Annotated in this window: 20 protein-coding genes and 1 pseudogene; 1 reads left to right on the top strand and 20 read right to left on the bottom strand. The window is 58.9% G+C overall.

Features of this window, described 5'->3' with window-relative positions; genetic code table 11:
* Nucleotides 1–5 precede the first annotated feature (5 nt).
* From BM110_RS16115 to BM110_RS16135, 5 genes are all read right to left on the bottom strand, one after another.
* Nucleotides 6–2,156, bottom strand: a complete 2,151-nt coding sequence (locus BM110_RS16115) for a lipase family protein (RefSeq protein ID WP_093127142.1) — start codon at nt 2,154–2,156, stop codon at nt 6–8.
* A 14-nt stretch (nt 2,157–2,170) separates the two neighbouring features.
* Nucleotides 2,171–2,935 (bottom strand): hypothetical protein, encoded by a 765-nt coding sequence (locus BM110_RS16120; protein ID WP_175538850.1) that lies wholly within the window; start codon nt 2,933–2,935, stop codon nt 2,171–2,173.
* On the bottom strand, nt 2,928–3,764 hold the full coding sequence (locus tag BM110_RS16125; protein ID WP_093513808.1) for a DUF4123 domain-containing protein: 837 nt from the start codon (nt 3,762–3,764) through the stop codon (nt 2,928–2,930). The genes BM110_RS16120 and BM110_RS16125 overlap by 8 nt, the downstream gene beginning before the upstream one ends.
* Nucleotides 3,764–5,779, bottom strand: coding sequence for a type VI secretion system tip protein TssI/VgrG (gene tssI / locus BM110_RS16130; RefSeq protein WP_093513809.1), 2,016 nt, complete (start codon nt 5,777–5,779; stop codon nt 3,764–3,766). Before tssI ends, BM110_RS16125 begins: the two co-directional genes overlap by 1 nt.
* Before the next feature lie 306 nt (nt 5,780–6,085).
* Nucleotides 6,086–7,072 (bottom strand): diaminopimelate epimerase, encoded by a 987-nt coding sequence (locus tag BM110_RS16135; protein WP_093513810.1) that lies wholly within the window; start codon nt 7,070–7,072, stop codon nt 6,086–6,088.
* A gap of 354 nt (nt 7,073–7,426) precedes the next feature.
* On the opposite strand from BM110_RS16135, the gene BM110_RS16140 reads away from it, so the two are divergent.
* The gene (locus tag BM110_RS16140) at nt 7,427–8,578 is read left to right on the top strand and encodes an MFS transporter (RefSeq protein ID WP_093513811.1); all 1,152 of its coding nucleotides are present in this window, start codon (nt 7,427–7,429) and stop codon (nt 8,576–8,578) included.
* A gap of 58 nt (nt 8,579–8,636) precedes the next feature.
* Here the strand turns inward: BM110_RS16140 and BM110_RS16145 are convergent, their stop codons facing one another.
* From BM110_RS16145 to BM110_RS16220, 15 genes and pseudogenes are all read right to left on the bottom strand, one after another.
* Nucleotides 8,637–9,566 (bottom strand): hypothetical protein, encoded by a 930-nt coding sequence (locus BM110_RS16145; RefSeq protein ID WP_256575426.1) that lies wholly within the window; start codon nt 9,564–9,566, stop codon nt 8,637–8,639.
* Nucleotides 9,567–10,220: 654 nt separating this feature from the next.
* A pseudogene (locus BM110_RS29875) lies at nt 10,221–10,429 on the bottom strand (RNA polymerase subunit sigma-24); the annotation flags it as partial.
* A 15-nt stretch (nt 10,430–10,444) separates the two neighbouring features.
* A complete protein-coding gene (locus BM110_RS29395; RefSeq protein WP_139217588.1) occupies nt 10,445–11,374 on the bottom strand; it encodes a type III secretion effector protein in 930 nt (309 codons plus the stop codon).
* 199 nt (nt 11,375–11,573) lie between these two features.
* The gene (locus BM110_RS16165; RefSeq protein ID WP_071489702.1) at nt 11,574–13,979 is read right to left on the bottom strand and encodes a TonB-dependent siderophore receptor; all 2,406 of its coding nucleotides are present in this window, start codon (nt 13,977–13,979) and stop codon (nt 11,574–11,576) included.
* Nucleotides 13,980–14,076: 97 nt separating this feature from the next.
* The gene (locus tag BM110_RS16170; protein ID WP_093513813.1) at nt 14,077–15,030 is read right to left on the bottom strand and encodes a FecR family protein; all 954 of its coding nucleotides are present in this window, start codon (nt 15,028–15,030) and stop codon (nt 14,077–14,079) included.
* 26 nt (nt 15,031–15,056) lie between these two features.
* Complete coding sequence (locus BM110_RS16175; protein ID WP_093513814.1) at nt 15,057–15,557, bottom strand: sigma-70 family RNA polymerase sigma factor; 501 nt, start codon at nt 15,555–15,557, stop codon at nt 15,057–15,059.
* A gap of 78 nt (nt 15,558–15,635) precedes the next feature.
* Nucleotides 15,636–16,286: a CGNR zinc finger domain-containing protein gene (locus tag BM110_RS16180; RefSeq protein ID WP_071489705.1), complete on the bottom strand. Its 651-nt coding sequence runs from the start codon at nt 16,284–16,286 to the stop codon at nt 15,636–15,638.
* Nucleotides 16,287–16,393: 107 nt separating this feature from the next.
* A complete protein-coding gene (cysC, locus tag BM110_RS16185; RefSeq protein ID WP_093513815.1) occupies nt 16,394–16,999 on the bottom strand; it encodes an adenylyl-sulfate kinase in 606 nt (201 codons plus the stop codon).
* Nucleotides 16,996–18,225, bottom strand: coding sequence for an MFS transporter (locus BM110_RS16190; RefSeq protein ID WP_092249591.1), 1,230 nt, complete (start codon nt 18,223–18,225; stop codon nt 16,996–16,998). The genes cysC and BM110_RS16190 overlap by 4 nt, the downstream gene beginning before the upstream one ends.
* A 9-nt stretch (nt 18,226–18,234) precedes the next feature.
* The gene (locus BM110_RS16195; protein ID WP_071489708.1) at nt 18,235–19,005 is read right to left on the bottom strand and encodes a class I SAM-dependent methyltransferase; all 771 of its coding nucleotides are present in this window, start codon (nt 19,003–19,005) and stop codon (nt 18,235–18,237) included.
* A gap of 7 nt (nt 19,006–19,012) precedes the next feature.
* Nucleotides 19,013–20,149, bottom strand: a complete 1,137-nt coding sequence (locus BM110_RS16200; RefSeq protein ID WP_093513816.1) for an SDR family oxidoreductase — start codon at nt 20,147–20,149, stop codon at nt 19,013–19,015.
* Entirely contained in the window at nt 20,146–20,871 is a 726-nt protein-coding gene (locus BM110_RS16205) for an SDR family NAD(P)-dependent oxidoreductase (protein ID WP_093127098.1), read from the bottom strand. The genes BM110_RS16200 and BM110_RS16205 overlap by 4 nt, the downstream gene beginning before the upstream one ends.
* A gap of 10 nt (nt 20,872–20,881) precedes the next feature.
* A complete protein-coding gene (locus BM110_RS16210; RefSeq protein ID WP_093513817.1) occupies nt 20,882–21,610 on the bottom strand; it encodes a sulfotransferase-like domain-containing protein in 729 nt (242 codons plus the stop codon).
* Nucleotides 21,607–22,830 (bottom strand): transaldolase family protein, encoded by a 1,224-nt coding sequence (locus tag BM110_RS16215; RefSeq protein ID WP_093513818.1) that lies wholly within the window; start codon nt 22,828–22,830, stop codon nt 21,607–21,609. Before BM110_RS16215 ends, BM110_RS16210 begins: the two co-directional genes overlap by 4 nt.
* 25 nt (nt 22,831–22,855) lie before the next feature.
* Nucleotides 22,856–23,560: an HAD family hydrolase gene (locus tag BM110_RS16220; RefSeq protein WP_092249576.1), complete on the bottom strand. Its 705-nt coding sequence runs from the start codon at nt 23,558–23,560 to the stop codon at nt 22,856–22,858.
* Nucleotides 23,561–23,794: the final 234 nt, after the last annotated feature.

Below are 23,794 nucleotides of genomic sequence, written 5' to 3' on the forward strand. Positions count from 1 at the left end.
CTCGGTCAGACAATCGAGTCGATATCCAGCGTATGTGCCCTCCCCCTGTCGTTATCCAGAGCGGGAGGGATACGGGCGACCTGCGACAGCTCGCGATTTTCACGGTGACTGAACCAGCGCTTGAGGCTGGTTGCCAAGTGGGCACCATGGGCATGACTACCATAGACATCACGGGCTTCCAGACGGCGCCAGCGCAGGGTCGCAAGGCGCTCGCGACTGGTGTGCAAACGGTCGATTTCGGCGTTCAAGGCTTCGTTATGCTCATAACCCCGGTCGTTGGCCGCCCTTAGACGGGTCAATTCCCGACGCTTGTTGCGCAATTGCTCGCGCATGGTCTCGAGCGCACGGTCAAGCAATTCGAATTCCCTCGGCGTTACCAAGGGCCCATTGCTTTCCTGGGTTTGCTGCCAGCGCCGGAGTGTTGCCCAGGCGGCCGGAATGTAGCTGGCGGTCATGAAGTGCTGGCTGGCCTGGAACAGCTGCTTGAGCAGGTTGTCACGTTCAGGCATGTCACCGCTGAGTTGCAGCGCCCGGTTGCAGCCGGCCTCCTGGATGGACTCACAACCGGGTTGCCACAACACCGAAGAATGCGTGCCGTCCGCGAGCGTGATCGGCATGAAATGGTATTGTTCGCCATGGTGCTCGTAGGGGTTGCCACCGAAACGTACCAGGCCGGCGGCGAACAGCAACCCACCCGGCGCGGGGGCGCTGAACAGCGTGACGGCACCTGGGACCCAGAGCTTGGCGGTGGTGTTCATCCATGGGGCCGGGACGCTGGGGACGGGGTCGTTGTGGTTGACGATGCGGTGGTGGACCAGGGTTGAGGCACCTGCGGTGAATTCGGAATCGGCGGCGCGGGGGGCGCCGTAGGTGTAGAGGAGGATGTTGTAGTTGGTCCCCGGCGCCCGACGCAGGCTTTCTGCCAAGAGCAAGGCAATTGCACCGCCCAGGCTATGGCCGCAGATGATTATTCTTTGGTTGGTGTGAAATTGTCTGAGGTAACTGAGTATGAAGTTGCGCATTGCCTGATAGGCTTGATAGAAACCTTCGTGCGCCTTGCCAACGCCCTCCAAAAAAGCCACTTGATGAGCATTAGCGTCCCGTAGCCCGTCAGCAGCGCTGGCTGTTCCGCGCACCGCAATCAGAATCACCTCTTCGTGATGAGTGATGAACGCCTGGGTATCAGTGCCAAATTTTTCGTCGTCGAAAAAATGCAACCGCGCAGGATGTTCTTGTTCTTCTGCCCGCTCAGGATGGTTCTGAGGGTACAACTCAGGATCGAAGGGCAGGATCTCGAATCGCCGGGAGTAAGGGACGTCTTCATAGACGGGATAGAAGCGTTGCTGCTGCTCGGAATCAACCCGCCATGCCTCGTGGAAACCCGAGAGTTTTTCAGCGAATAGATGGCCGACACTCGGATCGAAAGGAAATCGAACCTCCTCAGTCGGTGCTTGAGCGGGTTCTTGCCCGAAATTGCAGTAGCTCAAGGTTGCCATCAATGCCAATTGATAGAGGTTCAAGGCACAAAAGCTGTCTTCGCTGGAAAACAACGGGCGCAAGGCTCGCAGCGGCCGAACCTCCAGCGCGGTATGGTGGTTGGGAAACAACACGATCCCCACCAGCATCGATTGGGGCGGCCCAAAACCTAGGTCGGCGAGCATTTTCAATGCGTGTCGTCGAGGTTGATGAGTGCGCTGGGCAATCGGAGGCAAGTGGGCGACATGGCGAACCAGATCACGGACTTCAACCTGATAAAAACGGTCAGCTTTCAACTGGGCGGGGTTGCTTTCAGTCCGCCGACCATCCGAGGCAGAAAATCGGGTTTGCTCAGCACGAATCTGAAGCTCGGTGATTGGAAGTTTATAAGTCTGGCGCGACATCAGCCTCTGATACAACAGTTCTGTTCCTGAATACGGATCGTCAAAAACGAGGATTACAGGACCGCAGTAAATATTGGCTAACTGGGCGAAGCCCTCTCCATTCAGCCTGCCCTTGTACTGTTGCCCTGCACTGTCATGGACTGTGTAAGGCAATCCACCGTACGCCGTCCCAACGCCGAGTTCATCGACCAGACAAAAACTCACCCAATGCCCTCGCCATGAGCAAGCCGGCTTGCTGTCACTGAAAAAAGCCTGCTTCCGTGCATTCATCTTCATGAACTTCTCCTTGCTTACTTGCAGGATGGGTAGACATCACAAATGCGACCGTCCGGCATTTTTATTGGTTTGAAGTCAGTGGTATTGCCGTTGCAAAACGCATCCAGATCTTCAAAATTTTTGCCTCTACAACGCTTCCATCCACCGGGAACAACGACCCAGTTGTTATCAAAATAGGGTTCTTCCTCATCGGTCATCGTCAGCACCATCCTGAGCGTTTTCCCTGGTAGTTGATCTCGTTGCACAGGTCTGGATAACGGGACTGTTGCACCGGATGAACTGCATGTAAGAACCTTGACGATCACGTGCTGCGGCCCCGCAGTACGGAACAACCACCGACATTGCTTATGCAGCTCCTGAACTCCCGTTACTGGCATGCCGCGTATGTCGGCGTCCGAGGGGTCTCGAATGGAGATAGCGGCAAAACTCCCACCCACGTCCGTATCCCGTTTGCCCCACTTCGCATAAAACTCAAACTCCAGGCTTCTCAGCACCGAAGGGCAGCCCTCGATTTTTTCACTCAGCGGCAGTTCATAGCTCACCCGGCTTGCAGCATCTTTGAAATCAGTAAAAAAGACTTTGCGCTCCGGTCGCTTACCTCGGCGTCGCGGCAAAGCGCAGGTCTCACCGGTAGCGGGCAGATAATTCGCGGCAGTCTTGAGTTCAAACTCCGCCGGCAAATCCACCTCCAACGTAAATCGATCCACAGGCTTGCCCCCACACCCCGTCAGCCCGAGTACCCCCAGCACCATTACCCCCCCCCACCTTCGCCTACTCATGCTTTCCCCCCATCAATCGCCACTGTGCCACTACTCGCTCAAAGTGCTCCCCAGGCGCTTCACCGACCCTGGGCTGCCACTGCAAAACACTGCTCCGAGTCGCCTCCTCCAGTCTTCGCACCACCAGAAACTCCAGCTGCTCCGGCCCCTGCCACTGCCAGGCACGCGCCTGCTCCAGTACCTGTGCCAGCCAGATTCGCGGGTCTTGAAATTCCACCAATGTCGCCAGATCTTCACTGTGCTCAGTCAACAGGTAACGCAGGATATTGGCGTGCAGGATGGCCGCTGCGTTTGGGTTGGGTGCATCCAGCCAGGGCGCGGGATCCGGCACCGGGTACTCACCGGGGGCCCGGTTGTCAGCCGTGTGCCAGCGGTTTTCGTGCCAATAGCACACGCTGATCAATGGCCCGAAAAATACCGGCCAGCGATCCTGGCCCAGATGGGCCAGGGCACGCGCCAGGGTACGGTTGTCGTGGAAGCGGTACAGCGATTGCGCGCCTTCAGGGCCCACCAGCAGCCTGTCACGCCAGTGTCGAGTCACTGCCGTCAGGTCTTCGCCGGGTAAACTGCCCAGCCAGCCCCAGTTCGTCTCGGGTTGCCGCAATAGGCCAAGCAAAGCGTGCTCGTTCAGCGGGCCCAGCAGCACAATCAGTGGGCCTTCTGCCGCCAACTCCGCTACGGCAGTCTCGGCGTAAACACTGCGGTACGCCGGCAAGTCGCGTACCTCCAGCAGCGGTGCGCGCGCGTCGCTCTGCCCCTCAAGGATCAAGCACAGTCGTCGTCCCCGCTGTTGCTGTTGGTCCATCCACTGGCCTGGCATCCTTGGCATCAAGCGGCCCTCCCTGGCAGTTCACACCGTCCTTCGCGGCAGCGCTCGCACACCGGGCAGTAATCGGCGCCCAATTGCCTGGCCAGGTTCATGAGTCTGCCTTGCACCAGGGAGATCCTGGGTGTGTCGATCGCTGCCGAGGCATTCGCCGCCAGGGTGACGGACGGCGCCCCACCCAGGGTAATGGGGCGACTGCTGAAGATGCCGCCGGCCTGGATGACCAGATGCTCGCCCCCCGCCTTGAGGCTCAGTTGCGCCCCGGCGTCGATCACCAGGCTGGCACCGGACTTGAGATGAAACTGCTGCCCGGCCTCCAGGATAAGGGTCTGCCCCACATGGGTACGGCTGTCACCTAGTACATCGAGGTAGTCGCTCGCCTTGAGCACGATCCTGCGATCGCCGGTGATGTGACGATGCTCCTCGCTGGCCAGGTGAGCCGTACTCAATCCATGAATGACTTCCCGTCGCTCCCCCGCCACTTCCAACCGACTGTCATGGCCGACCTGCTGCTCCAGGTCCCGCTGTGCACGAAGGTAAATGAGCTCCTCGCCACGACGATCCTCCAGGTACAACTCGTTGGCGCCCTCGCCCTCCTGCGTACTGCGGGTGCGCAAGACGCTGCGGGTCTTGTGCTGCGGCAAGGGGTAGGCCGGCCGGTGCGACGCGTTGGGCAGGCAACCGTTGATCAACGGCTGGTCCGGGTCCCCTTCAAGGAAGGTCACCAGCACTTCCATGCCCACACGCGGGATCATCGTTGTACCGAACCCGTCACCGGCCCATCCGGATGCAACCCGAACCCAGCAACTGCTTTTATCATCCGCCTTGTCCAGGCGGTCCCAGTGGAAGCGCACCTTCACCCGGCCATAGGCGTCACAATGCACGTCTTCCCCCGGCGGCCCGGTCACCGTTGCGGTCTGGCTGCCATGGATGGTCGGCTTGGGATGTTTGAGGGGCGGCCGATGCACCGCTTGCCAAGGCGTCGCGGTGAAGCGATTGCGATACCCCTGGAAGCCATCAGTCGTGGGCGTCGCCTCCTCCAGCACCTGCGGCTGATGACCTTCGTGACGCACCGAGGTGATCAGCCACAAGTCATTGCAGGACGGATCGGGGTGATCGCGCAAGTCAAGGAAATGCCCGCTGCGCAGCGCCGGTTGATCACTGCGGCCCAATGCGCGAAGACGGTCGCGCTGGTGACGCTCCAAGCCCCGCCGCGCCAAGCGCTTGCCCCGGGCATGACCCGTGAATCCCGCTGGGTAACGATAATCCTCGAGAGGTTGCGCCGGCGCCGAGCCCGCGCAGTCCTGCAGCAGCAATGAAGGGTGTTCGAAGTCATGATCGCGACGCACCGTCTTCTGGGTGCGTGTGGCCAGGCGCACATCAAAACGCTGGACGACCTGCGTAGCGGCTTGCGGCCCGCCAGCAGGGCAGTAGCGTTGCTGGGGCAAACGGCGAAACACCGTCTGGTCATCACCGAACACCAGCAGATGGGCATCCGCGCTGTGACGAAAATGGTAATGAATGCCCTCCTCTTCACACAGCCGCTGGATGAAGTGCAGGTCGCTCTCCGCATACTGCACACAGAACGTGCGTGGCGGATACACCACGGGACCAAGCTCGAATGCATAGGCGTCCGCCAGGATGCCATGCCGCTCAAGCACCGCCGCGATAATCTGCGGCACGCTGCGTTGCTGGAAGATCCGCTGGTCGCGCCGGTGTGCAAGGTAGGCCAGGCGCGGTGCCAGGGTCAGGTGGTAGAGCGTGATGCGCCGGCCAGGGTCGTCCCGGCCGATTGCGTAAACCTGGCCATGCAGCCCTTCGCCCATTCCGAAATCCAGGTAGGCGGGTTGATGGAGCAACCTCTCAAGGTCAAGGGAAGGATTTTCACTCACCACCTGCACCTGGATGAAAAAAGGCTGGTCAAGGCGCTCGCCGCCATTGAATGCCAGCACCTGAAAGTCGGTATCCATGCAGGGAAGAATCAGTTTGAAACGTGACGAAACAAACGCGTTAACCATCCGTTGTTACCCGCCATAAATGAATGAGCACGCAGGAATGCTTTGCCTCGTTAAGTGTGCGAATAAACTGCCGAGAAAAAGCCCCTGAACGCCTCAAAGCTTAGCGATTACGGGAAAAAATCGGCTGTTTTAAAATAAAAAAGAAGATTCGTACAAAGAAGTTGGAAGTGTCTTTTACAAAACAATAAAACGAGTCAATGTGCCACTTCTTAACAATAAGAAATGCCCTACACTAAACTTCTTAATAACAACTAACTGACACAGAAACAGCCGACACTGAATCACAGCGTCAGCCGTTAAAAAACCTCAGGCCTGCAGCCGTGCGGTCCCGAACAGACTGACGCCGAGCAGCGTCTCGCCCTGGGTGTGCAAGCGTACCGGCGCAACGCCACCCGGCATCACCACCGCGACGTCACCGTTCTCGACCCAGCCCGCACGCCATGCCGCGCAGGCGACGGCGCTGGCACTGGTGCCGGAAGACGCGGTCGGCCCCTCACCGCGCTCGAACACCCGCGCTATGACCTGGTTGCCAGGCTGGCGCGCCGCCCATTGCAAGTTGACCCCCGCCTCACAAGGCCGGCCACCGCCCGCAGGGGGCGCGAAGGCGATGGCCTTCAAGGGCTGGAACAGGTTTGGCAGCAGCATCTGTGCGTTGTCCGGCAACGTCGAGAGCTGCTGGACCAGCGTCACACAATGGGGGTTGCCCACCCGCACGAATTGACTGGCAGCCCACTGTGGACTGATCGCCGCCAGCTCGCTGACCTGGCTCAGTTCAGTACCCTCCAAAAACACCTGCCCAACCCCCTGCGCGCCCACCGCCGCCGGCCCGAAGGCAGGTACCCCCAGCTCCACCCAGAACCCTGCAATATCGTCACGAACGGCAGGTTCCACCCGAGTGGCGACCGGTGATTGCGCATCCGATTTGTCGTGATGGACCCGCAGCTCACAAGCCTCGGTCATCAGGCCCTGGTCGGTGAGGGCCTGGGCGAAAATCGTCAAGCCATTACCGCTGCGCTCGGCCAAAGAACCGTCGGTGTTTACGATCAGCAGATCGAACGGCGGCGTGTCCTGGAACGGCCCCACCAGCAGGCCATCACAACGGTGGGCCTTGCCACCAGCCGGGCGCGGCACCGAGCCCCAGCTGCATTCCGAGGCGATAGCCGACGCTGCCCAGGCGGTACGCACAACCGCGGCACGCTCAGCGCTCTCGGGTACATCAATGCCCTTGCTGCTCAATGAAGCCGGGCTGACCACACCATAGATATTGCCGCGAGCGTCGTAGAACAGAGTCATGAGGTCATCCACCGAGGCATGGGTTGAGCGCAAAAAAGGAGTTGCTCGATTGTGTGGGATCCCGCCGTTGCACACCACCCGCCTGACGCAGTTTCAGAAGCGGCCTGGAAGGTGGTAATCCACCACGAGAACCCTGGGGTTCAATCGTTCCCGCAGGGATTACACACCTTCCAGACCGCCTCCTACAAACTCGATACGACGTATGTGGCTGCAACCCGCCCTGGCGTTCCAGCTTGTAAAAATAAAATTCAAGGCAGCCCGAATCCCAACGGAACCCGGCTCGCACACCAAGGCCTGATGTGCAAGGATGTCGCGCCGGACATCGTTCGTTGAACGCAAAACCAAGGATTTTTCATGACTGCCATCCCCACCTCAGCGCCCGTGGTTCCCGGGCGGCAGGAGCAAATGTCGACCCGTATCGCCTTCTTCATTGCCGGCTTCGGCATCGCGGCCTGGGCGCCGCTGGTACCGTATGCCAAGGCTCGCGCCGGTCTGAGCGAGGGCACGCTGGGGCTGTTGCTGCTGTGCCTGGGGGTCGGTTCGATCATCGCCATGCCCGCCGCGGGTGCATTGGCCTCACGTTTCGGCTGCCGACGCGTACTGAGCGCCGGGACGATCATGATCTGCCTGGCATTGCCGCTGCTGGCGACGGTCAGTTCGATTCCGCTGCTGATGGCTGGGTTGTTCCTGTTCGGTGCGGGCCTGGGCACGGTGGATTCCACGGTCAACCTGCAGGCGGTGATCGTTGAACGCGCCAGCGGCAAAGCCATGATGTCGGGCTTTCATGGGCTGTTCAGCCTGGGAGGGATCGTCGGTGCGGCGGGTGTCTCGGGTCTGCTCGGGCTGGGCCTGTCGCCGTTGCAGGCGACCCTGGTGGTGATTGTCATCACATTGGCAGCACTGCTCAAGGCCGCGCCGCATCTGCTGCCTTACGGCAGTGAGAGTTCGGGCCCGGCGTTTGCCGTACCTCACGGTGTGGTGCTGTTCATCGGTTGCCTGTGCTTTATCGTGTTCCTGGCAGAAGGTGCGGTACTTGACTGGAGCGCGGTGTTTCTCAGTGCCGAGCGCGGCCTCGATGAAGCCTATGCAGGTCTGGGTTACGCAGCCTTTGCCCTGACCATGACGGTCGGACGATTGACCGGAGATTCCATCGTGCGCCGGCTGGGTGCTACCCGGGTGATTGTGGGCGGCGGTGCGCTTGCGGCCGCCGGCACATTCCTGGCCACCCTGTCCCCCGCCTGGGAAATGGCCTTGCTGGGTTACGCATTGATAGGCGCCGGTTGCTCCAATATTGTTCCGGTGCTGTACACAGCCGTCGGTAAACAGACTGTCATGCCAGAACATATTGCCGTACCGGCCATCACTACCCTGGGCTATGCCGGGATATTGGCTGGGCCGGCCGTGATCGGCTTCATCGCCCACGGCAGCAGCCTGGCAACCGCCTTCCTGTTGGTCGGTGTGTTGCTGGCGGTGGTAGCGATCAGTGGGAAAATACTGCGGGTTTGAGAGCGAAGCGGCATGGGCCGTTTGAGTATTTCAAACGGCCCGTGCCTGCCGGCAGGGCCTATCTCCCTTTTTCTTTCTTGTCGTTTTTCAGCCAGCGATCAACGCTGTAGTTTTTTATCCATCCATCGTCGTTATGGCTGCCGAAAATGTTGTGACCATTGGCTTTGTGACTGTCTAGAGAAGCCAGCAACCCTGGCCTCTCCCTAAGATTCTTGCCAAGGTATACCTGGTACTCGGTGTATTTCTTTAAAGGAACCCGAGTACGCGCATCTCGTACAGGCTCACCGTTCTTATCGGTTTGGTCTGGGTCCATGCTCATTTCGATGATGAGGTCTGTTTTCAGATATCGATGTTTATCAAAGAAGAACGTCCAGTCTTTCGACTTGTCGCGTAATTCGTCAAACATGCCCCTCAAACTCTTGACGACCTGCGCATCAGTCTTCGCATGGAACGGGTCCGCGCTTTGGGTGTTGGGGTTGGTGTTGCCAACCTGCAAGTCGGCCGCTTTGCCAAGGCTGTCATACGTGATCTTACCGCCCTTCTCCAAGATAGCGTCGTTCAGCCGAGGACGGTTGAGTATCTCTAGCGCCAACATGATGGTGCGCTCCGAGACCTTACTGCTGCTGGGTTCCTCTTTAGCGATCTCCTGCAAGGAAGCCTGGGTCAACTGACCATCTTTCTTGAACGCGTCCAGTAATGACCAGTTGTTCATCAGGGCCGTCGCCAACACGTGATCGTCTGAACTGACATAGGGGTTGCCGGCCTTCGTCATGCCGCCATACAAATTCTGACCGTCAAAGTGCCTTGAGGCGCCATTCAAAAAACTGGCGCCGAATGACGGCGCCGCCGGCAGCGGCTTGCCCAGCGCACTCCTATCGATTGTATCGCGGGCATCACCTCTACCCGTTGGCCGATCCGCGCCTGCTGAGGGAATATTCAGTATATTTGACGCTCTCGCCCGCACATAGTTATTGACACTATCGACCATGATCAACCTCCACTCTATCTAGATTACGTAACCTGTGCCTTGGTCAACTGATCTCGAAAACACCTTGAAATCAACGTGGCACAAGCTCTGCTTGAGTGGCTCCGAGAAAACGATGGTTCCGACGACTGCCGTCCAAAACGCCGCATATACCCGAATGAGTCTTTAGCGTTTGTAACCAGTTCACCTTATCGAGCCTCCATGCTCTAAAAAGTTGTGTCGATGTGAGACTGCAAGGCTTAACGGCGGACCAACTTGTTCCAAAGACTGGAAAACACTGAAATAACCGAACCGGGGGTCGACTCTTTCATGAGGGCTCGAGAGCCTTTGTCAAAATCTTCCGCGGTGGGCGCCTTGAAGCTGAACCTGGGCGAGGATGTGAGATTGAGTCCCTGAGGTTCTCTCGGGTTTTCCGCCTCCTGCGCAGGTGCGGCCAAGGTCGAGATTTTGTACGGAGCATGACGGGATTCACAAGATGTCGAATTCATGGTCCAGACCTGATTCAGTAGATGAAGACCTCCACCGGCAGTCAATGACCGGTGGATGTTTTCTGTATGGCGGGGTCTTCACGAACGGTTCCATTGTGACTGGGTGATAGTCCATCAACTCCTTTCGCTTGATCTGACCATCGCGCAGCCAAGAGAAGCGATTGTCCATCGCCAACTGGATCGCGCGCATGAAACGCTCCGGCTCGCCCGTGTGCTGCGTGCGCTTTTCATAGGCTTCCAGGATCCTGGCCTCGCGATAGTCTTCGCGTCGAAAGGCGTCAACGGCAATATTGCGCGCTGCTTGATGCAGATAGACGCGAGGTTGCTCAACCTCGGAGGATTTTGCCTCAAGCACCGCACAAAGGTGTCGTGGGCCAGGGACCGATTTGGAAGTCATTTTCTGAACAGTTTCTGCACCAGATCGCTGCGATGGAAGAGGAGCTCCTTCGCCAGTTGGGTCCGATGGTCCTGCTCAGAATCACCCGTCAGCGGTCTGTTCGCCCACCACTGAAGGACTTCGATCCGCGGATTCCGACCCCAATGCTCACGCACTTCTTGGCGCAATTGCTTGTCGCTGTGGTAGGTGAAGTAGTCCTCCCTGTTGGCAAGCATGTCCAGCCTTTGTGGGCTGGCCAGACGCTCCCGTGCGCCTGTGACAGGGTTTCGGAAGATGGCATTCATCAGGTTCGGATCTTTCAAGACTTGCTTGGCCAGGCGAGTTTCCTGGTTCCTTTTTTTGTTCTCTTCTTTGTTCGGACCGTATTCAGGGAGCAACGGCCGATTCGCCTTCGTTTTAATGCTGTCAACGCTCATGTAGCCCGGGTACCCGGTGTCCTCGAAGGCTGTAAATTTGTCGAGCATCAGCCGCATCAACTGTTCACGGTTCTTCAAGCTGTAGTCAGTATCAGATTCGCACGGTCGGGTCGGGCATGGCCTGCCAACACTGGGGTTCGGTCGTGGCGGCGGGCTGCTCCAGCCAGGATTCGGCCTTGGCGGCGGATTACTACAGCCTGGATGCATCGGTGATCGGTGACCACCAAGCAAACTGGTCATCAATTCTTTGAACCTGTCCCTGAAACTGGGCGGCATGAACACGCTGTGCTGACCCGAAAAGTGACCGCCCATGGTTGGCTGAGCGTTACCAAGCACAGGGCCGGAGTTATTCTCGCTGCAGTGAAAGCTGACGCTGGCAGCGCGATGGTCATTGAAAGAAAGCGCTGTAGGCGCCGGGCCGGCGGGTTTAGCCTGAGGCTTGGTGTCTGCCAGCGTCCGGTTGGGCGTGGTTGATGCAGATACGGGCGGATCGAGAGTCAATACCGACATGAGTTTCTCCAATACAGTGAGCGTGACCTTCAGGCTGTCGCTTCAACTTAGCGTCGATGCCAATAAGGTGTGCCCATGTGTGGGGTTTGCGTCGGAATCAGTTCCGCGACAGACAGCCAAATGCGCTGCGCACACGTAGGAAACAGGCAAAAAAAATCGCAGCCCTGAAGGGAGCTGCGACTTTTCCTTTCGCAATGAATCAGAACCCGACGCTGGCCTGTACAAAGAACGTTCGCGGCTCGCCAAGGTACAGTCCAGCATTGTTGTCACTGGAACGGGTGTAGTGCTGTTGGTCGAAGACGTTTTTCACACCAACGCCCAGTTTCAGGTTGGACAACTGCTCGCCAAAGTCATAGCCACTGCGCACGTTGACCGAGACGTAGCCCGGAATATCACCGTACTGGCCGTCAGCCGTACCTTGGGTGATATAGGTGCTGGTTGTACCTGGCGCACGCTGGCCGGACTGGGCGTATACATCCAGGTTATGGGTCCAGCGGTTGACGTCGTAACGCAGGCCCAAGGTAGCCACCTCACGGGAATACAGCGGCAGGTCACGGCCCTTGAACGGCACGTCACCTTCGGACGTGGCCTTGGTGTAGGTGAAGCCGGCATTGGCGGTCAGGCCATCCAGGCGCGGGTCCAGGTTCGACAGGTCATAGTGCGCCGAGGCTTCGATACCGGTGTGCTTGGTGGCGCCGAGGTTGGTCCAGCCCACGTCGTTGCTGACGTATTGCAGCTCGTCCGAGAAGTCGATGTAGAAGAACGTCAGCTCACCGCCCCAGACATTGTCGTTGTAGCGCGTACCCACCTCGTAGGTCTTGGCCTTTTCCGGGTTCAGGCCGTTGGCGGTCTGGTCGCCGGTGCCGCCCTGGCCCAGTTGGAAGTACTGCAGGCTGCCAAACGAGGTCTCGTAGTTGGCGAACAGTTTCCAGGCGTCGGAAACGTGGTACATCACGCTCAATGCGGGCAGCGGTTCGTTGTTGTGGACTTCGCGGCGTTTTTCCTGGGTGCGGGTGCCGTTCAACGCGATCACCGGACGGTCGTGCCATTCGGTGCGGATATCTTCGAAACGGATCCCCGGAGTCACCGTCCACTTGCCGATATCGATCTTGTTATCGATGTAGAACGCGTTGGCCTCGGTGCCCCCGGTGCGATCCTGATAGACATGGCCGTCACTCTGTCCGCCCGGCGTCGGTACATTGTTGACCAGATTCAGGCTGGTCGCCTGCTCATGCATGCCTTCCTTGAGGTAGCGATAGCCCAGGCTGACTTCCTGGGTGCTCGGGCCTACATCGAATACACGGGAGACGCGTGGCTCGATGCCGAAGGTGTAGTAGGTGCGCGGGTAGGAACCGAGGGTCTTCAGGTCACGGTTGGCGATGTTGCTGCCGCGAAAGCTGTCGGAGTAATAGGTCAGCACCTCGGCCTGGGTACGGTCGTCGATCTGGCGGATGTACTTGAACGATACGTCCTTGCGGCGCCCGCTGAAATTGTCCCAGTCGCGTACCGATTGGTACGGGTTGGCGTCGAACTGCTTCTGCGTCAGGCCGCCGGGCATGTCGGCGCTGGCGTCGTAGTAATGGAAGTTGAGCGAGAAGTCGTCCTGATCGGTCGGCGCCCAGTGGGTCTTGAAGATCACGTCGTCGATGTCGTTGGAATTGTTGCTGTTGCGGTAACCGTTGCCATTGACCCCGGAGTACAGCAAGGCGGCGCCGATGCCGTTGTCGGCGGTGCCGCCGATAAACGCATTGTCGATGTGCTTCCAGCCGCCATGGGCGGAGGTTTGCAGGGTGGTACCGACTTCACCGGAGAACTTCTCGGGGATGGCGCGGGTCACGAAGTTGATTACGCCGCCGACGTTTTGGGGCCCGTAGCGTACGGAACCGGCACCGCGCACCACGTCGATACTGTCCAGGTTACCGGCGGATATCGGCGCCATCGATAATTGCGGTTGACCGTACGGCGCGAACGCTGCCGGTACACCGTCGATCAACACGGTGGAACGTGGCGACAGGCGTGACGTCAGGCCACGTACGCCAACGTTGAGGGAAATATCGCTGCCGCCGGTGCCGTTGGATTCCTGCACCTGCACACCCGGCACACGGCGCAGCACGTCGCCGACATTCATCGCGCCCTGCTCCACCATGGCTTCACGGCGGATCACCGTGCGTGCGCCGGGGTGGTTCTGCACCACTTCGGCGTTGGCGTCGCCGAGCCAGTCGCCCACCACCTTGATATCGGTGGCGCCCAGTTCCAGCGGCGAGCCGGCTTCACCGGTGCCGCTGTTCAGTGGGCGCAGGGTCACGGAGCCGGCATCGATCTGGTAGTCCAGGCCGCTGCCTTGCAGCAACTGGCGCAGGGCTTGTTCGGGGGAAAGGTTGCCGTCGACCGCCGGCGCTTGCTTGCCCGCAACCAGTTCGGGGCTGAAGAACACTTGCAGGGACGTCTGCTGGCCCAACTGGCTCAGCGCTGTGCCCAGGGACTGGGCCTTGATGTGGATAGCCTCGGCGGCGTAGGCCACAGGCAGCGCGGCACTGACCGCAAGCGCCAGGGCCAGCGGCGCCCAGCGGGAGATTTTATTGTTGTTCACGGCGAGTTTTTTCACGTCGAACCTAGTCCTGTGATCGCAAGAGTGTGCGGCTGTTAATGCAAACCAGTTGCAGTTGCAGGAGAAGACGAAGAACTCGAAAAAAACCTGAATGTCAGCGTGAAATAATTTCCTGGCTGCCGTCCGGCAAGGTGCGCAAGGCTACCGGCAGGATGTGCGGCAACGCCTTGAGCAAGGCATCGGTGTCGTCGGACTTGAATACGCTGGTCAGGCGCAGGTTGCCCACGGCCGGCGTGCTGACCCGCAGCGGTTGCTCCCGATAACGCGAGACTTCCCGGGCCACTTCGCCCAGCGAAGCGTTGTTGAAGACCAGTTTGCCGGTACGCCAGGCGGTCAGTTCTTCGGTGTTCACCGCGTAGGCCGCGGCTACCCGCCCCTGGTTGTCGACATGGCTGCCCAGGCCCGCTGTCAGCGTCACCATCTTGTCCGGCGCACGGCCTTGTACTTTCACGGTGCCGGCTTCGACCATGACGCGGGTCTGGTCGTCATCGCGGCGCACATCGAATCGCGTGCCGGTCACGGTCACCTGCCCTGCCCCGGCCGCCACGACAAAGGGCCTGCTGGTGTCATGTTCGACGCTGAACATCGCTTCGCCCTGCTTGATCTCGACGCCACGCCGACCTTTTTCGTAATGCACCGTGACGATGCTGCGGCTATTGAGGTCCATCACCGAACCGTCGGGCAAGGCCACCTGGCGATGTTCCCCCAGACGCGTACTGAACTCGGCGCGGTAGGGCTTGGGATGATCCAGCCCGCTGAACAGGCCCAGCCCCAGCGCGACTGCAACCACACTGGCGGCCGCCGCATAACGCAGGATGGCTCGGCGCTTGGGACGTTCCGCGGGCGCTTCGCACAGCGCCTGCAGGCGGGCGTTGGGCAGCAAGTCAGCGGCGCTCCACACGCCCTGCAATACATCGAACTCATACTGGTGATCGGGATGCTCAGTGCGCCATGCGTCGAAACGCTGGCGTTCGGCAGCACTCAACTCGGCGTCTTGCAGGCGCACAAACCATTGCGCGGCTTCGTCTCGGGCACGGTTATCCATCATGGATGATCCTGTTTCAGAGCGGGCGATCATGGCGCCATCGCGTCCAGGCGGTCGCGCAGATGCCGCAGGGTGCGGATCATATACTTTTCCACCATGTTTTTAGACAGCCCCAGGCGGTCGGCGATTTCCTGCTGGGTCAGGCCCTCGATTTTCTGCCAGATGAAAATCCTGCGGCAATTGAGCGGCAGCTCGGCCAAGGCTCGCTCGATAGAGTCCGCCAACTGGATCGCGTGCATGAAATGTTCCGGGTCGCCGGTGTGCGGCGAACGCTGATCAAAAACTTCCAGGGTCATGGCCTCGCGACGGTCTTCGCGTCGAAAGGCGTCTACGGCAATATTGCGCGCCGTTTGATGCAGATAGGCGCGAGGTTGCTCGACCTCGGAGGATTTTGCCTCCAGCACCCGCACGAAAGTGTCATGGGCCAGGTCTTCGGCCTGCTGGCGATTTCTCAGGCGGCGCGTCCAGGTCCCGATCAACTCTTCGTAGTGTTCGAAAAAGCCTGTTCTGCGGGGCGGCTGAGGGATCATCGCGGGAGCACTGGGGAGGCGGGGCGTGAATAGTAATGCTTCCTATTAAGCAGGGCAATTGCTACTCGCCATGGGCCCTCAATGCGCCGTTTTGCCACCCACCTGTCTGAGCCGGCTGAGTTTCTCCCGGCTGCCGCACACGCTCATCTGGCACCACTTGCGCTGTTTGTTCTTGGAGATATCCAGAAACACCCAGTCGCAGTCGGTAGCGCTGCAACTGCGCAATGCGTGCAGATCACCGGATACCAGCAATTGCGTGGCCTCGATGGCCAGGCGGCCCAGCACCATGGCCGTGAGCTCCTGCGCCGTGGTGCAAGGCATCCACGCCCAGGCAGGTTTGCCCTCGACAGAACGCAGCACCCGCCGTGCTGCGCCTTGCTGGAAGGCCTCGTTGATCTGCTGCAAGGCGTGGTCGGGCGCGGCAGCTTGCAAGGACAACGGATAAAACACTGCATACAGGCATTCCCTGAACGCAATGATCGCGTCGAGGTTCGGTTGGTAAGCCATCGATGACTCAAACACCATCGGCTTGTAGTCATCGAACTCCCGGGCCGAGATCAACGACGCATGCAGGGCCCATTCAAAGAAGAACTGAAAACTGGTGAGCCGTTCTTCCATGACCTTGAGCGAAGTGCCGGGGCGACGCCCATTGGTGGTATTGATGAAGTCCAGGACCCGGGCCCCGCCAATCAGGCGAATTGATTTTGCAGTGCCCGTAAAATGTGTCATGCCTGCTCCCGAAAAAACGCGTTCTCCCTGCGATGGCGCAGATTACCTTGTTTTTTCGAGTTACAGATATTGTCATCCCGGCGCAAAGCCGACGCAAAGACAGACGGCTAACCGCGACTGTCGTTGTGCCCCACCCAATCCAGAATCGCCTCGACCGACTGCTCCACCGAAAGCGCCTGGGTATTCAAGTGCACTTCAGGAAACACCGGCACGTCGTACTGGGAGTCGATCCCGGTGAAGTGTTTGATCTGGCCCGCACGGGCTTTTTTATACAGGCCCTTCGGATCACGTTGTTCAGCAACTTCCAACGGTGCATCCACATGCACTTCGACAAAAAACTCATTGCCGATGATCGAACGTGCGTAATGCCGACTGGCCGACGAAGGTGAAATCAGCGCGACAATCACCATCAGCCCCGCCTCCATCATCAAGCGGGCCACTTCGGCGACCCGCCGGATATTCTCATCGCGGTCGCTGTCGGTAAAACCCAGGTCGCGGCACAACCCGCCACGCACCGAGTCGCCATCAATGATCGCGGTGATCCGCCCCTGTTTCTGCAAGGCGATGTCCAACGCATCAGCGATGGTCGATTTGCCGGACGCCGAGATACCCGTCAGCCAGATGACCGCAGGCTTGGGCCCGCGTCCGGCGCGCCGATGGCTGAACGCAAACGCGTGCAGGTTCTGGCTTGGACTGTCTGGAAAATAACTCATGGCCGCACGCCCTCCTTCGCCGCAGTCGGCGGTTTACCCAACATGAACACCATCACGCATTGCACGAACAGCAACAGCGCAACCACCCAGTACACCGTCGAGAACGACCCGGTGAGGTCCTTGGAAAAGCCACCCAGAAAGTTGCCGCACACCCCGCCCAAGCCGATCAGCACATTGGCGATGCCAAAGGCCTGGGTCAGCCGGCTGACCGGCACGATCTGCCCGATGTAACTGGGGACCAGCCCGAAAATGGGGTAGAACGCCAGCGCAAACAGGAACGCGGCCAAGTAGAACAGCGGGAGGCTGTTGAAACTGAACACCAGGGTGGCGGCCAGTCCTGCACTGAGGAAACACATCGCCAGCGACGCCCGCACACCGACCTTGTCGGCAATCCACCCCACCAGAAAGCCCGAGGCCATGCCCACCGCACCGATGGTGGTCCAGATAAACCCGGCGTCTTGAACCGATACGCCCAATTCATCGCGCAGGAAGGGCGCCAGGTACGTCTGGAAAGGCAGCAATGCCATGCCATTGAGAAACGCGATGGCCCAGGTCAGATACAGCGAGCGGCTGAGCCACGGCTGGCGGCTGTCAAACGCTACGGCGCGCTCGCCGGCAAACCCGGTGTCCTGGCTCGCGGCCAGGTTGCGCAACAGAAACCAGGCCACCAGACACAGGGCCACCGAGATCAGGCCGGCAGTGAGCCAGATCGAGCGCCAGCCACCATTCAAGGTCAGGAACGACACCAGCAAGCCATTGATGAACACGCCATAGCTGGTGCCACTGGAGATCAGCCCCATGACCCGCGAGCGATTACCCGGGCTGAAGCCCTTGGTGACGATTTCCGCCAGCGGGATGTACACCGAGGCGGAGCAACCACCGAGCAGGATCAACAAGGCCCCCGACAACCAGATGCTGTCGCTGACGCTCAGGCCCAGCAGCGCCAGGGACGTCATCACGGTGGACACCAGGCTGATTTTCCAGCCGTCGAAGAAACGGCTGATGTAACTGGTCACCGACGAAAACAGCAGGAAGCCAATCTGCGCGCCGCCGGTGATCAGGCCCACCGTGGTGTAGTCGAAGCCGATGTCGCGGCGCATGTCCACGACAAGGTTGGCGAACAGGTAAACCCCAAAGCCGTAGGTACTGGCCACGAACCCGGTGAGGACGATCGCCAGCACGACACTGTCCAATGGGCGGGCATTGCTCTGTACGAGTGTGCTCATCAAGCCTCCCTATTCGGCGCGCGCAGTGTGGATGACAAAATCACAATCCATCATGTCGTAGTCACGCTCGAAATCACCGTAGCTTTCATGGTCGGTAAATCCGGACTTGAGCACTTCCCCCTTCAATTCCCCCGGCAACAGGGGGTAAACCTGCAGCCTGTACTGCTGCGCATCATCGAAGGAATAGATGAACTCACACAGGCGTTCATCGACCTGGCCCAAGCTCACCGAAGCGTTCGTACCGCAGTAATAGTAATGACCGCTGGCTTTGAATTTACCGGCACGGATGGCGAAGAAATTGCGCTGGTCCACAATCAGCAACCCGCCCGGCTTGAGCAAGGCCCTGAATTTCGCCAGCACCCTCAATCGATCATGCGCTTCAAACACATGGCACAGCGAACTGCCCAGGCACACCACGGCGTCGAATTGCCCCAGTTCCTGTGGATCCAGTGAATGCCAGTCACGGTAATGGGACTGGATATCCAGGCCATGTTTGCGAAAGTTCGCCCGCGCCTTGGTCAACATGGTGCTGCTGCCATCGGTGGCGACCACGTCAAAGCCGGCCTGCTTGAGCTGGACGGCATGAAAACCACTGCCGGTCGAGACGTCGATCACCGACTGCACGCCGTGGCTTCGCAACAGGTTTTCAAAGAACCCGCCCTCCCCCGCCTTACGCTTCTCCCAATCGATCAACTCATCCCAACGTTCGACAAATTCCGTCGAGTACTGCGCGGAGTAACTGGCCACGTCGTTGTGCTTGTTTCTGGTCATCTGATTCATGACATACCTACCAGGTCGAATTCTTGAAGGACAGGTACTTGCTCGCCAACTCACGGGCAAACTCGGCGGACTGTTCGATGGACATGCTGTGCTTGGAGTAGCCCAGCATCGATTGCATGACGGCCATGCACTGCGGGTTGTACGTGACGGAACCATCGCAATGGATTTCGTCGATGCCGTCCTGGCTCTGGCAGATGCTGTTGATGCGCACCGCCTCATCCCGTGGGCAGGCCTCGGAGAACTGCACCTCGATCCGCCCCTCATGCAGCCGCACCGGATAGCCACCCGGAAGCCCAAGTGGGCCAGGCGCATGCACCCACGCCGGCGTGGTTGAAAACAGCCCTTCGATAACCGTGACGGCGGAGCACGCGGTCAGGAATTGCCCATCCACCCCGCCCAGGCGACGGAACTCGGATTTGACCGTAGAAAAAATCGCCTCGGCCGGCAGGCGGGCCAGCTGCGGGCGGTCGCGCACTTCATACAACAGGCGGTAGCTGGCACGCGGTGGCAGGCCACCGCGCGGCACGTAGTGGCTGAAGTAGTGCTGGGCATACAACTGCACCTGCACATCGGCGGGCGAACATTCGAGCAACCGCGCAATGGAAAGACGCACGGCGGGAATCAGGTTGGCCACATTCCCCACACCGATATCGGGTGCCAGGCCGACGCGAGCCAGGATCGGGTTGACCGCATCGGGGAACGCCGCGTTGACGGTTTTGGCCGAGATGCCGGAAGCCTTCACCGCCTGCATCAGGCAGTGCATCAACGTCAGGTGCATGGGCAGCCATGGCCCGAACTGGGCCTGGTCGAGCTTTTCGAACGACAACTTGGGCAACCCGGTAATCACCCGCCACGACTGCAGCGACGCGCAGTTCACCAGGATATCCGGGGCTTCTTCACGCAGCAGCTGCGTCACCCGGCCGATGTCCGTGAGGTCAGCAATCACCGGCCTGATAGCAATGAATTGCCCCAGTTGCGCGCACGACAGCGCCACCAGGTTGCACAGCCGGATCGTCGCCTCTTCATTGCGCCCCAACACCACAAACTCGAACGCGTTTTTCGGCCCGAGAATCTTGAGGATCTGCAGGCACAGGTTGCCGGCGCCCACCAGCAGCAGTTTTTTCTTGCGCATCGAATGACTCACCGTGGGTAGGCTCCGTTGTCGACCGAAATCACCCTGCCGGTGCTGTGACGCAGGGCATCGCCGACCAGCAGCAAGATGACCTCGGCCACGCCGCCAGGCTGGATCGGATCCTTGAGGACTTCCTGGCGTGCGTACTCGGCGCGGCGGTATTCGGGGATGGTGTCGTAGATGGCGGTGTCATGGATCAGCGCCGGGGACACCGCGTTTACCCGTACGAACGGCGCAAAGTTCCACGCGTTGGCCTTGGTCAGGCCGATCACCGCCGCCTTGGTGGCGCCGTAGAGGGCATCGCAGCTGCCCACTTCACCGGCCACCGAAGCAATGTTGACGATGCTGCGCGGGGCTTCGTGGGTCATTTCCCGTTCGGCGAAGTCCTTGGACAGATACACCAGTGCCTTGAGATTGACGGTGAGGATCTCGTCGATCTGCTCATCGGAATAGGCGTAGACACTTTTACCGTGATAAAGCCCGGCGTTATTGACCAAGCCATAAACGGTTGCATGACGCTTATACAGTTCAGGAATAAAACCCTTGATAACCGCCATATCGGAAAAGTCGGCGATATGCGCTTCAAATACTTCAGCACCGTAAAGCCGCTGCAACACGTTGAGGCCTTCGGCATCCTTGTCGGCGCCGATAACGAAGTAACCCTGTTGAATCGCCATTTCCACCGTGGCCCGACCAATGCCATTGGCCGCCCCGGTAACAATCAACTTCTTCATACAACCATCCTTATTGGCAAAATTCGTTCATGCGCGCGTAGAAAGTCCGATGGTATTCATACATCGCTTTTAACTTCGGGTATTGGTCGAAGGCTTTCATATCGATGTGGTGGTTATCCGGCGTCACAATGCGCTCACTGTTTTCCGCCGCAGCATGCCAACAACGCCAGGTTTTCCATTGTTGCGGACACTCTCGCTTCCACGTCATGGCATGCGGCAGAAACTCAATGCCCAAGTAATCACACAACTTACGAATCACCCGTTCCGGTTCAGCGGCCAGATCATCGGCGTTAATCACATAAGGCACTTTGCCCGTGAGTTTTGTGACCACGCAAAAGATCTCGTACAGCGCTTTATGCCCAATGGCCTGCAACGGCATATCCGGGTGCACCCGATGATGGGAAATAATGCTGCTGGCCGGCTCGCGGATAAGAAAGATATTGTCCTGTTGCGCGAGAAACTCACTGTCAACTTTCAAATTATCCAGACAGTGGTAACACATGTCTTTATGAAATACGTGTGTGCGCTCACGGGCGATCAACAGATGCTGTTTTATACCCTGGTACGTCGTGGGCAAACTGTGATCCCACTCATCCGACGGGATCGCCGAGTCCTCGGAAAACGCCATGTGCGCAAAGGGCTCATGGAAAACCTCAAAATCGCCCCTCTCGATAAACACACGTTCCAGCACGGTGGAGCGCGAACGTGGGTGGGCCCACAACCCGATCATCCGGTTCATGCGACCACCCCGAATTCAGCGGCCAGCAGTGCGTTGAGCGCGCGCTTGAAAGGCTTGGTCACCGGGCAAAGCCGCACGCAGTAATCGGTCAGGCGTCGGTGCGCGCTGTTGGCTTCGTTGCAGGCGTTGATAAACGCCTCATGGTTGCCAAAGTCATACGGCTCGATGCTGTCGACAAAGTAGGCTTCGTAGAAATACGGGATACGGATCAGCTTGGCGAAGGTCGACGCGGGCGGTTTCTGTGGTTTCAAGGCGGGCACCACCGGTTTGCCGTGGCTTTCGCGCTCGATGAGGAACTCCACCACATCCGGCGTCAGCGTGTAGCAGGTTGCCGCATGCCCGGTCTTTTCCAGGTGCCAGCAATGCTTGTTGCCTCGCTCGTCCACATCGACTTTGATACTGGACAGCAAGGTTTTGACCGGCACGCTCGCGGCCGCCACCAACGCCTGGACCTGCTCGTAGATCATCAGCTCGGCCCAGCGCAGCTCCTCGGCGCTGAATGCCAGGCCACGCTCTGCGGCCTGCAGCGTGAGTTCGGGCTGACAGGCGAAACGCCCGATCATGAAGGTGATCACGTACTTGCAGTGGGCAGTGTCGATACCGTTGCTGCGCGCCGTCGCCATGCCCCGCTCGATGGCCTGGATGCCGGCCTGGAACTGCGCAACCGTGAAGCAGAAGGTGATATTGATCGACGCGCCCTGGGCGGCCAGTTGCTCGACGGTCAACAACCCCTCCAGGCTGCCCGGCACCTTGACCATCACATTCGGTGCGAGGCGATGCAGTTCCAGGCCCCTGACGGTCATGCGCTCGGTGCAGCGCACATCCACCGGGTCGACCTGCGCGGAAATCCAGCCTTCGACCTGTGCCGATTGAACCCACAACGGCTGGAGCGCCGACGCCCCCTCAACGATGACCTCGTTGTACAACTGCTTGTGCAATTCGCTGGGAGTCAGGCTCGCCAGGTTGAAGCGCGACGACCAGTACTCGCGTTTTTCAAGGATAACGGCGGTCACCAGCCGGGGATTGGTGGTCACGCTGCACAAGCCCCGGGACTGGGAGAAATCGTCTGGCATCAACGCATCTATATAAGCTGCGGCGGCCGGGTACTTATCCAGCAGGTGCTGTTTGTAAGGCAGGTAAACGGCAGGCGAAGAATCCCACCATAGCTGTGAAGATTGATCGTTGCGTTTAAGTCTTTCCAGGTAACCCAGTATGTTCACAACGCCTCCTCCCTGAGTAATAAGATCAATTAAAAATCGCCAGTACTTCACGCATGTCGGCGATCGGTAATGCGCCGGCAGCCGCCAACTGTGCACGCCGGTGCGGTGGACCAAAACCCAAAACCCTTATATTGGCAGCGACGGCCGCCTGAATACCCGTAACACTGTCTTCAATAACCAGCGCATCAGTAACGGCAATATCGTAAGTGTCACAAGCCGTCAAAAACACCAACGGATCTGGCTTCCAGCGACCCAGTTCATAACAACTGAATATTCGCCCTTCGAAATAAGAAAACAGACCGGCAGTACGCAAGCAGTGTTCTATCTTGCTACGGGGTGCGCTGGAGGCAACGCAATACGGGACCCGCAAACTGTCCAGCACTTCAACAATCCCATCCGTCGCTTTTAAATCAAGCGTCAAGGCATCCAGCGCGCGCTGACGAAAGTGTTGCTCAAACTCATTGTCCAAATGAATATCTAAAATACATTCAGCTTCACGCAAACACTCCGCAATTCTGCGTCCGCGGAAGTGTTCGATAAAACGTGTCACATCAAGTGTCGCACTGCCAGGTGCACGTGCATTTAGCATGGAGATCAACACAGACAGGGTGATCTCTTCACTTTGGACGAGTACACCGTCGCAATCGAAGATCACTAACTTAGGCATGCCAACTAAGGCAGCGGTTTTTCCCTGAACTGGTAGTTCCCCTATATCGGCCGAAAGGCACATAGATACCTCTTGTAAGTGGCCCCGCGATGACTTCCGAACTACCAACGGAGCGGGTTGAGGTGTGCCTATAAGACACGGGCACAAAAAGCCTGTCAAACGCTTTTAAGCGGTTTTTTAGTATCTTATGGTTATTTTTTATAGTTCTGTTATTCCATTTTCCACCATGGTTGTAGTCGCTAAATTCACACGGCTGAACTTCCCTTGCGCACCGTCAGTCAGCTACTTGAACTCACG

Origin of the sequence: Pseudomonas sp. NFPP28 (assembly GCF_900115535.1) — a bacterium.
GTDB classification, from domain to species: Bacteria; Pseudomonadota; Gammaproteobacteria; order Pseudomonadales; family Pseudomonadaceae; genus Aquipseudomonas; species Aquipseudomonas extremorientalis.

Excerpts from the sequence above, each read along its gene's own strand:
- BM110_RS16180 (WP_071489705.1), bottom strand. The coding sequence starts at position 16,286 with ATGACACATTTTACGGGCACTGCAAAATCAATTCGCCTGATTGGCGGG.
- BM110_RS16205 (WP_093127098.1), bottom strand. The coding sequence starts at position 20,871 with ATGAAGAAGTTGATTGTTACCGGGGCGGCCAATGGCATTGGTCGGGCC.
- BM110_RS16210 (WP_093513817.1), bottom strand. The coding sequence starts at position 21,610 with ATGAACCGGATGATCGGGTTGTGGGCCCACCCACGTTCGCGCTCCACC.
- BM110_RS29395 (WP_139217588.1), bottom strand. The coding sequence starts at position 11,374 with ATGTCGGTATTGACTCTCGATCCGCCCGTATCTGCATCAACCACGCCC.
- cysC (WP_093513815.1), bottom strand. The coding sequence starts at position 16,999 with ATGAGTTATTTTCCAGACAGTCCAAGCCAGAACCTGCACGCGTTTGCG.
- BM110_RS16190 (WP_092249591.1), bottom strand. The coding sequence starts at position 18,225 with ATGAGCACACTCGTACAGAGCAATGCCCGCCCATTGGACAGTGTCGTG.
- BM110_RS16120 (WP_175538850.1), bottom strand. The coding sequence starts at position 2,935 with ATGAGTAGGCGAAGGTGGGGGGGGGTAATGGTGCTGGGGGTACTCGGG.
- BM110_RS16175 (WP_093513814.1), bottom strand. The coding sequence starts at position 15,557 with ATGATCCCTCAGCCGCCCCGCAGAACAGGCTTTTTCGAACACTACGAA.
- BM110_RS16140 (WP_093513811.1), top strand. The coding sequence starts at position 7,427 with ATGACTGCCATCCCCACCTCAGCGCCCGTGGTTCCCGGGCGGCAGGAG.
- BM110_RS16220 (WP_092249576.1), bottom strand. The coding sequence starts at position 23,560 with ATGTGCCTTTCGGCCGATATAGGGGAACTACCAGTTCAGGGAAAAACC.
- BM110_RS16135 (WP_093513810.1), bottom strand. The coding sequence starts at position 7,072 with ATGACTCTGTTCTACGACGCTCGCGGCAATATCTATGGTGTGGTCAGC.
- BM110_RS16115 (WP_093127142.1), bottom strand. The coding sequence starts at position 2,156 with ATGAAGATGAATGCACGGAAGCAGGCTTTTTTCAGTGACAGCAAGCCG.
- BM110_RS16195 (WP_071489708.1), bottom strand. The coding sequence starts at position 19,005 with ATGAATCAGATGACCAGAAACAAGCACAACGACGTGGCCAGTTACTCC.
- tssI (WP_093513809.1), bottom strand. The coding sequence starts at position 5,779 with ATGGTTAACGCGTTTGTTTCGTCACGTTTCAAACTGATTCTTCCCTGC.
- BM110_RS16145 (WP_256575426.1), bottom strand. The coding sequence starts at position 9,566 with ATGGTCGATAGTGTCAATAACTATGTGCGGGCGAGAGCGTCAAATATA.
- BM110_RS16170 (WP_093513813.1), bottom strand. The coding sequence starts at position 15,030 with ATGATGGATAACCGTGCCCGAGACGAAGCCGCGCAATGGTTTGTGCGC.
- BM110_RS16125 (WP_093513808.1), bottom strand. The coding sequence starts at position 3,764 with ATGCCAAGGATGCCAGGCCAGTGGATGGACCAACAGCAACAGCGGGGA.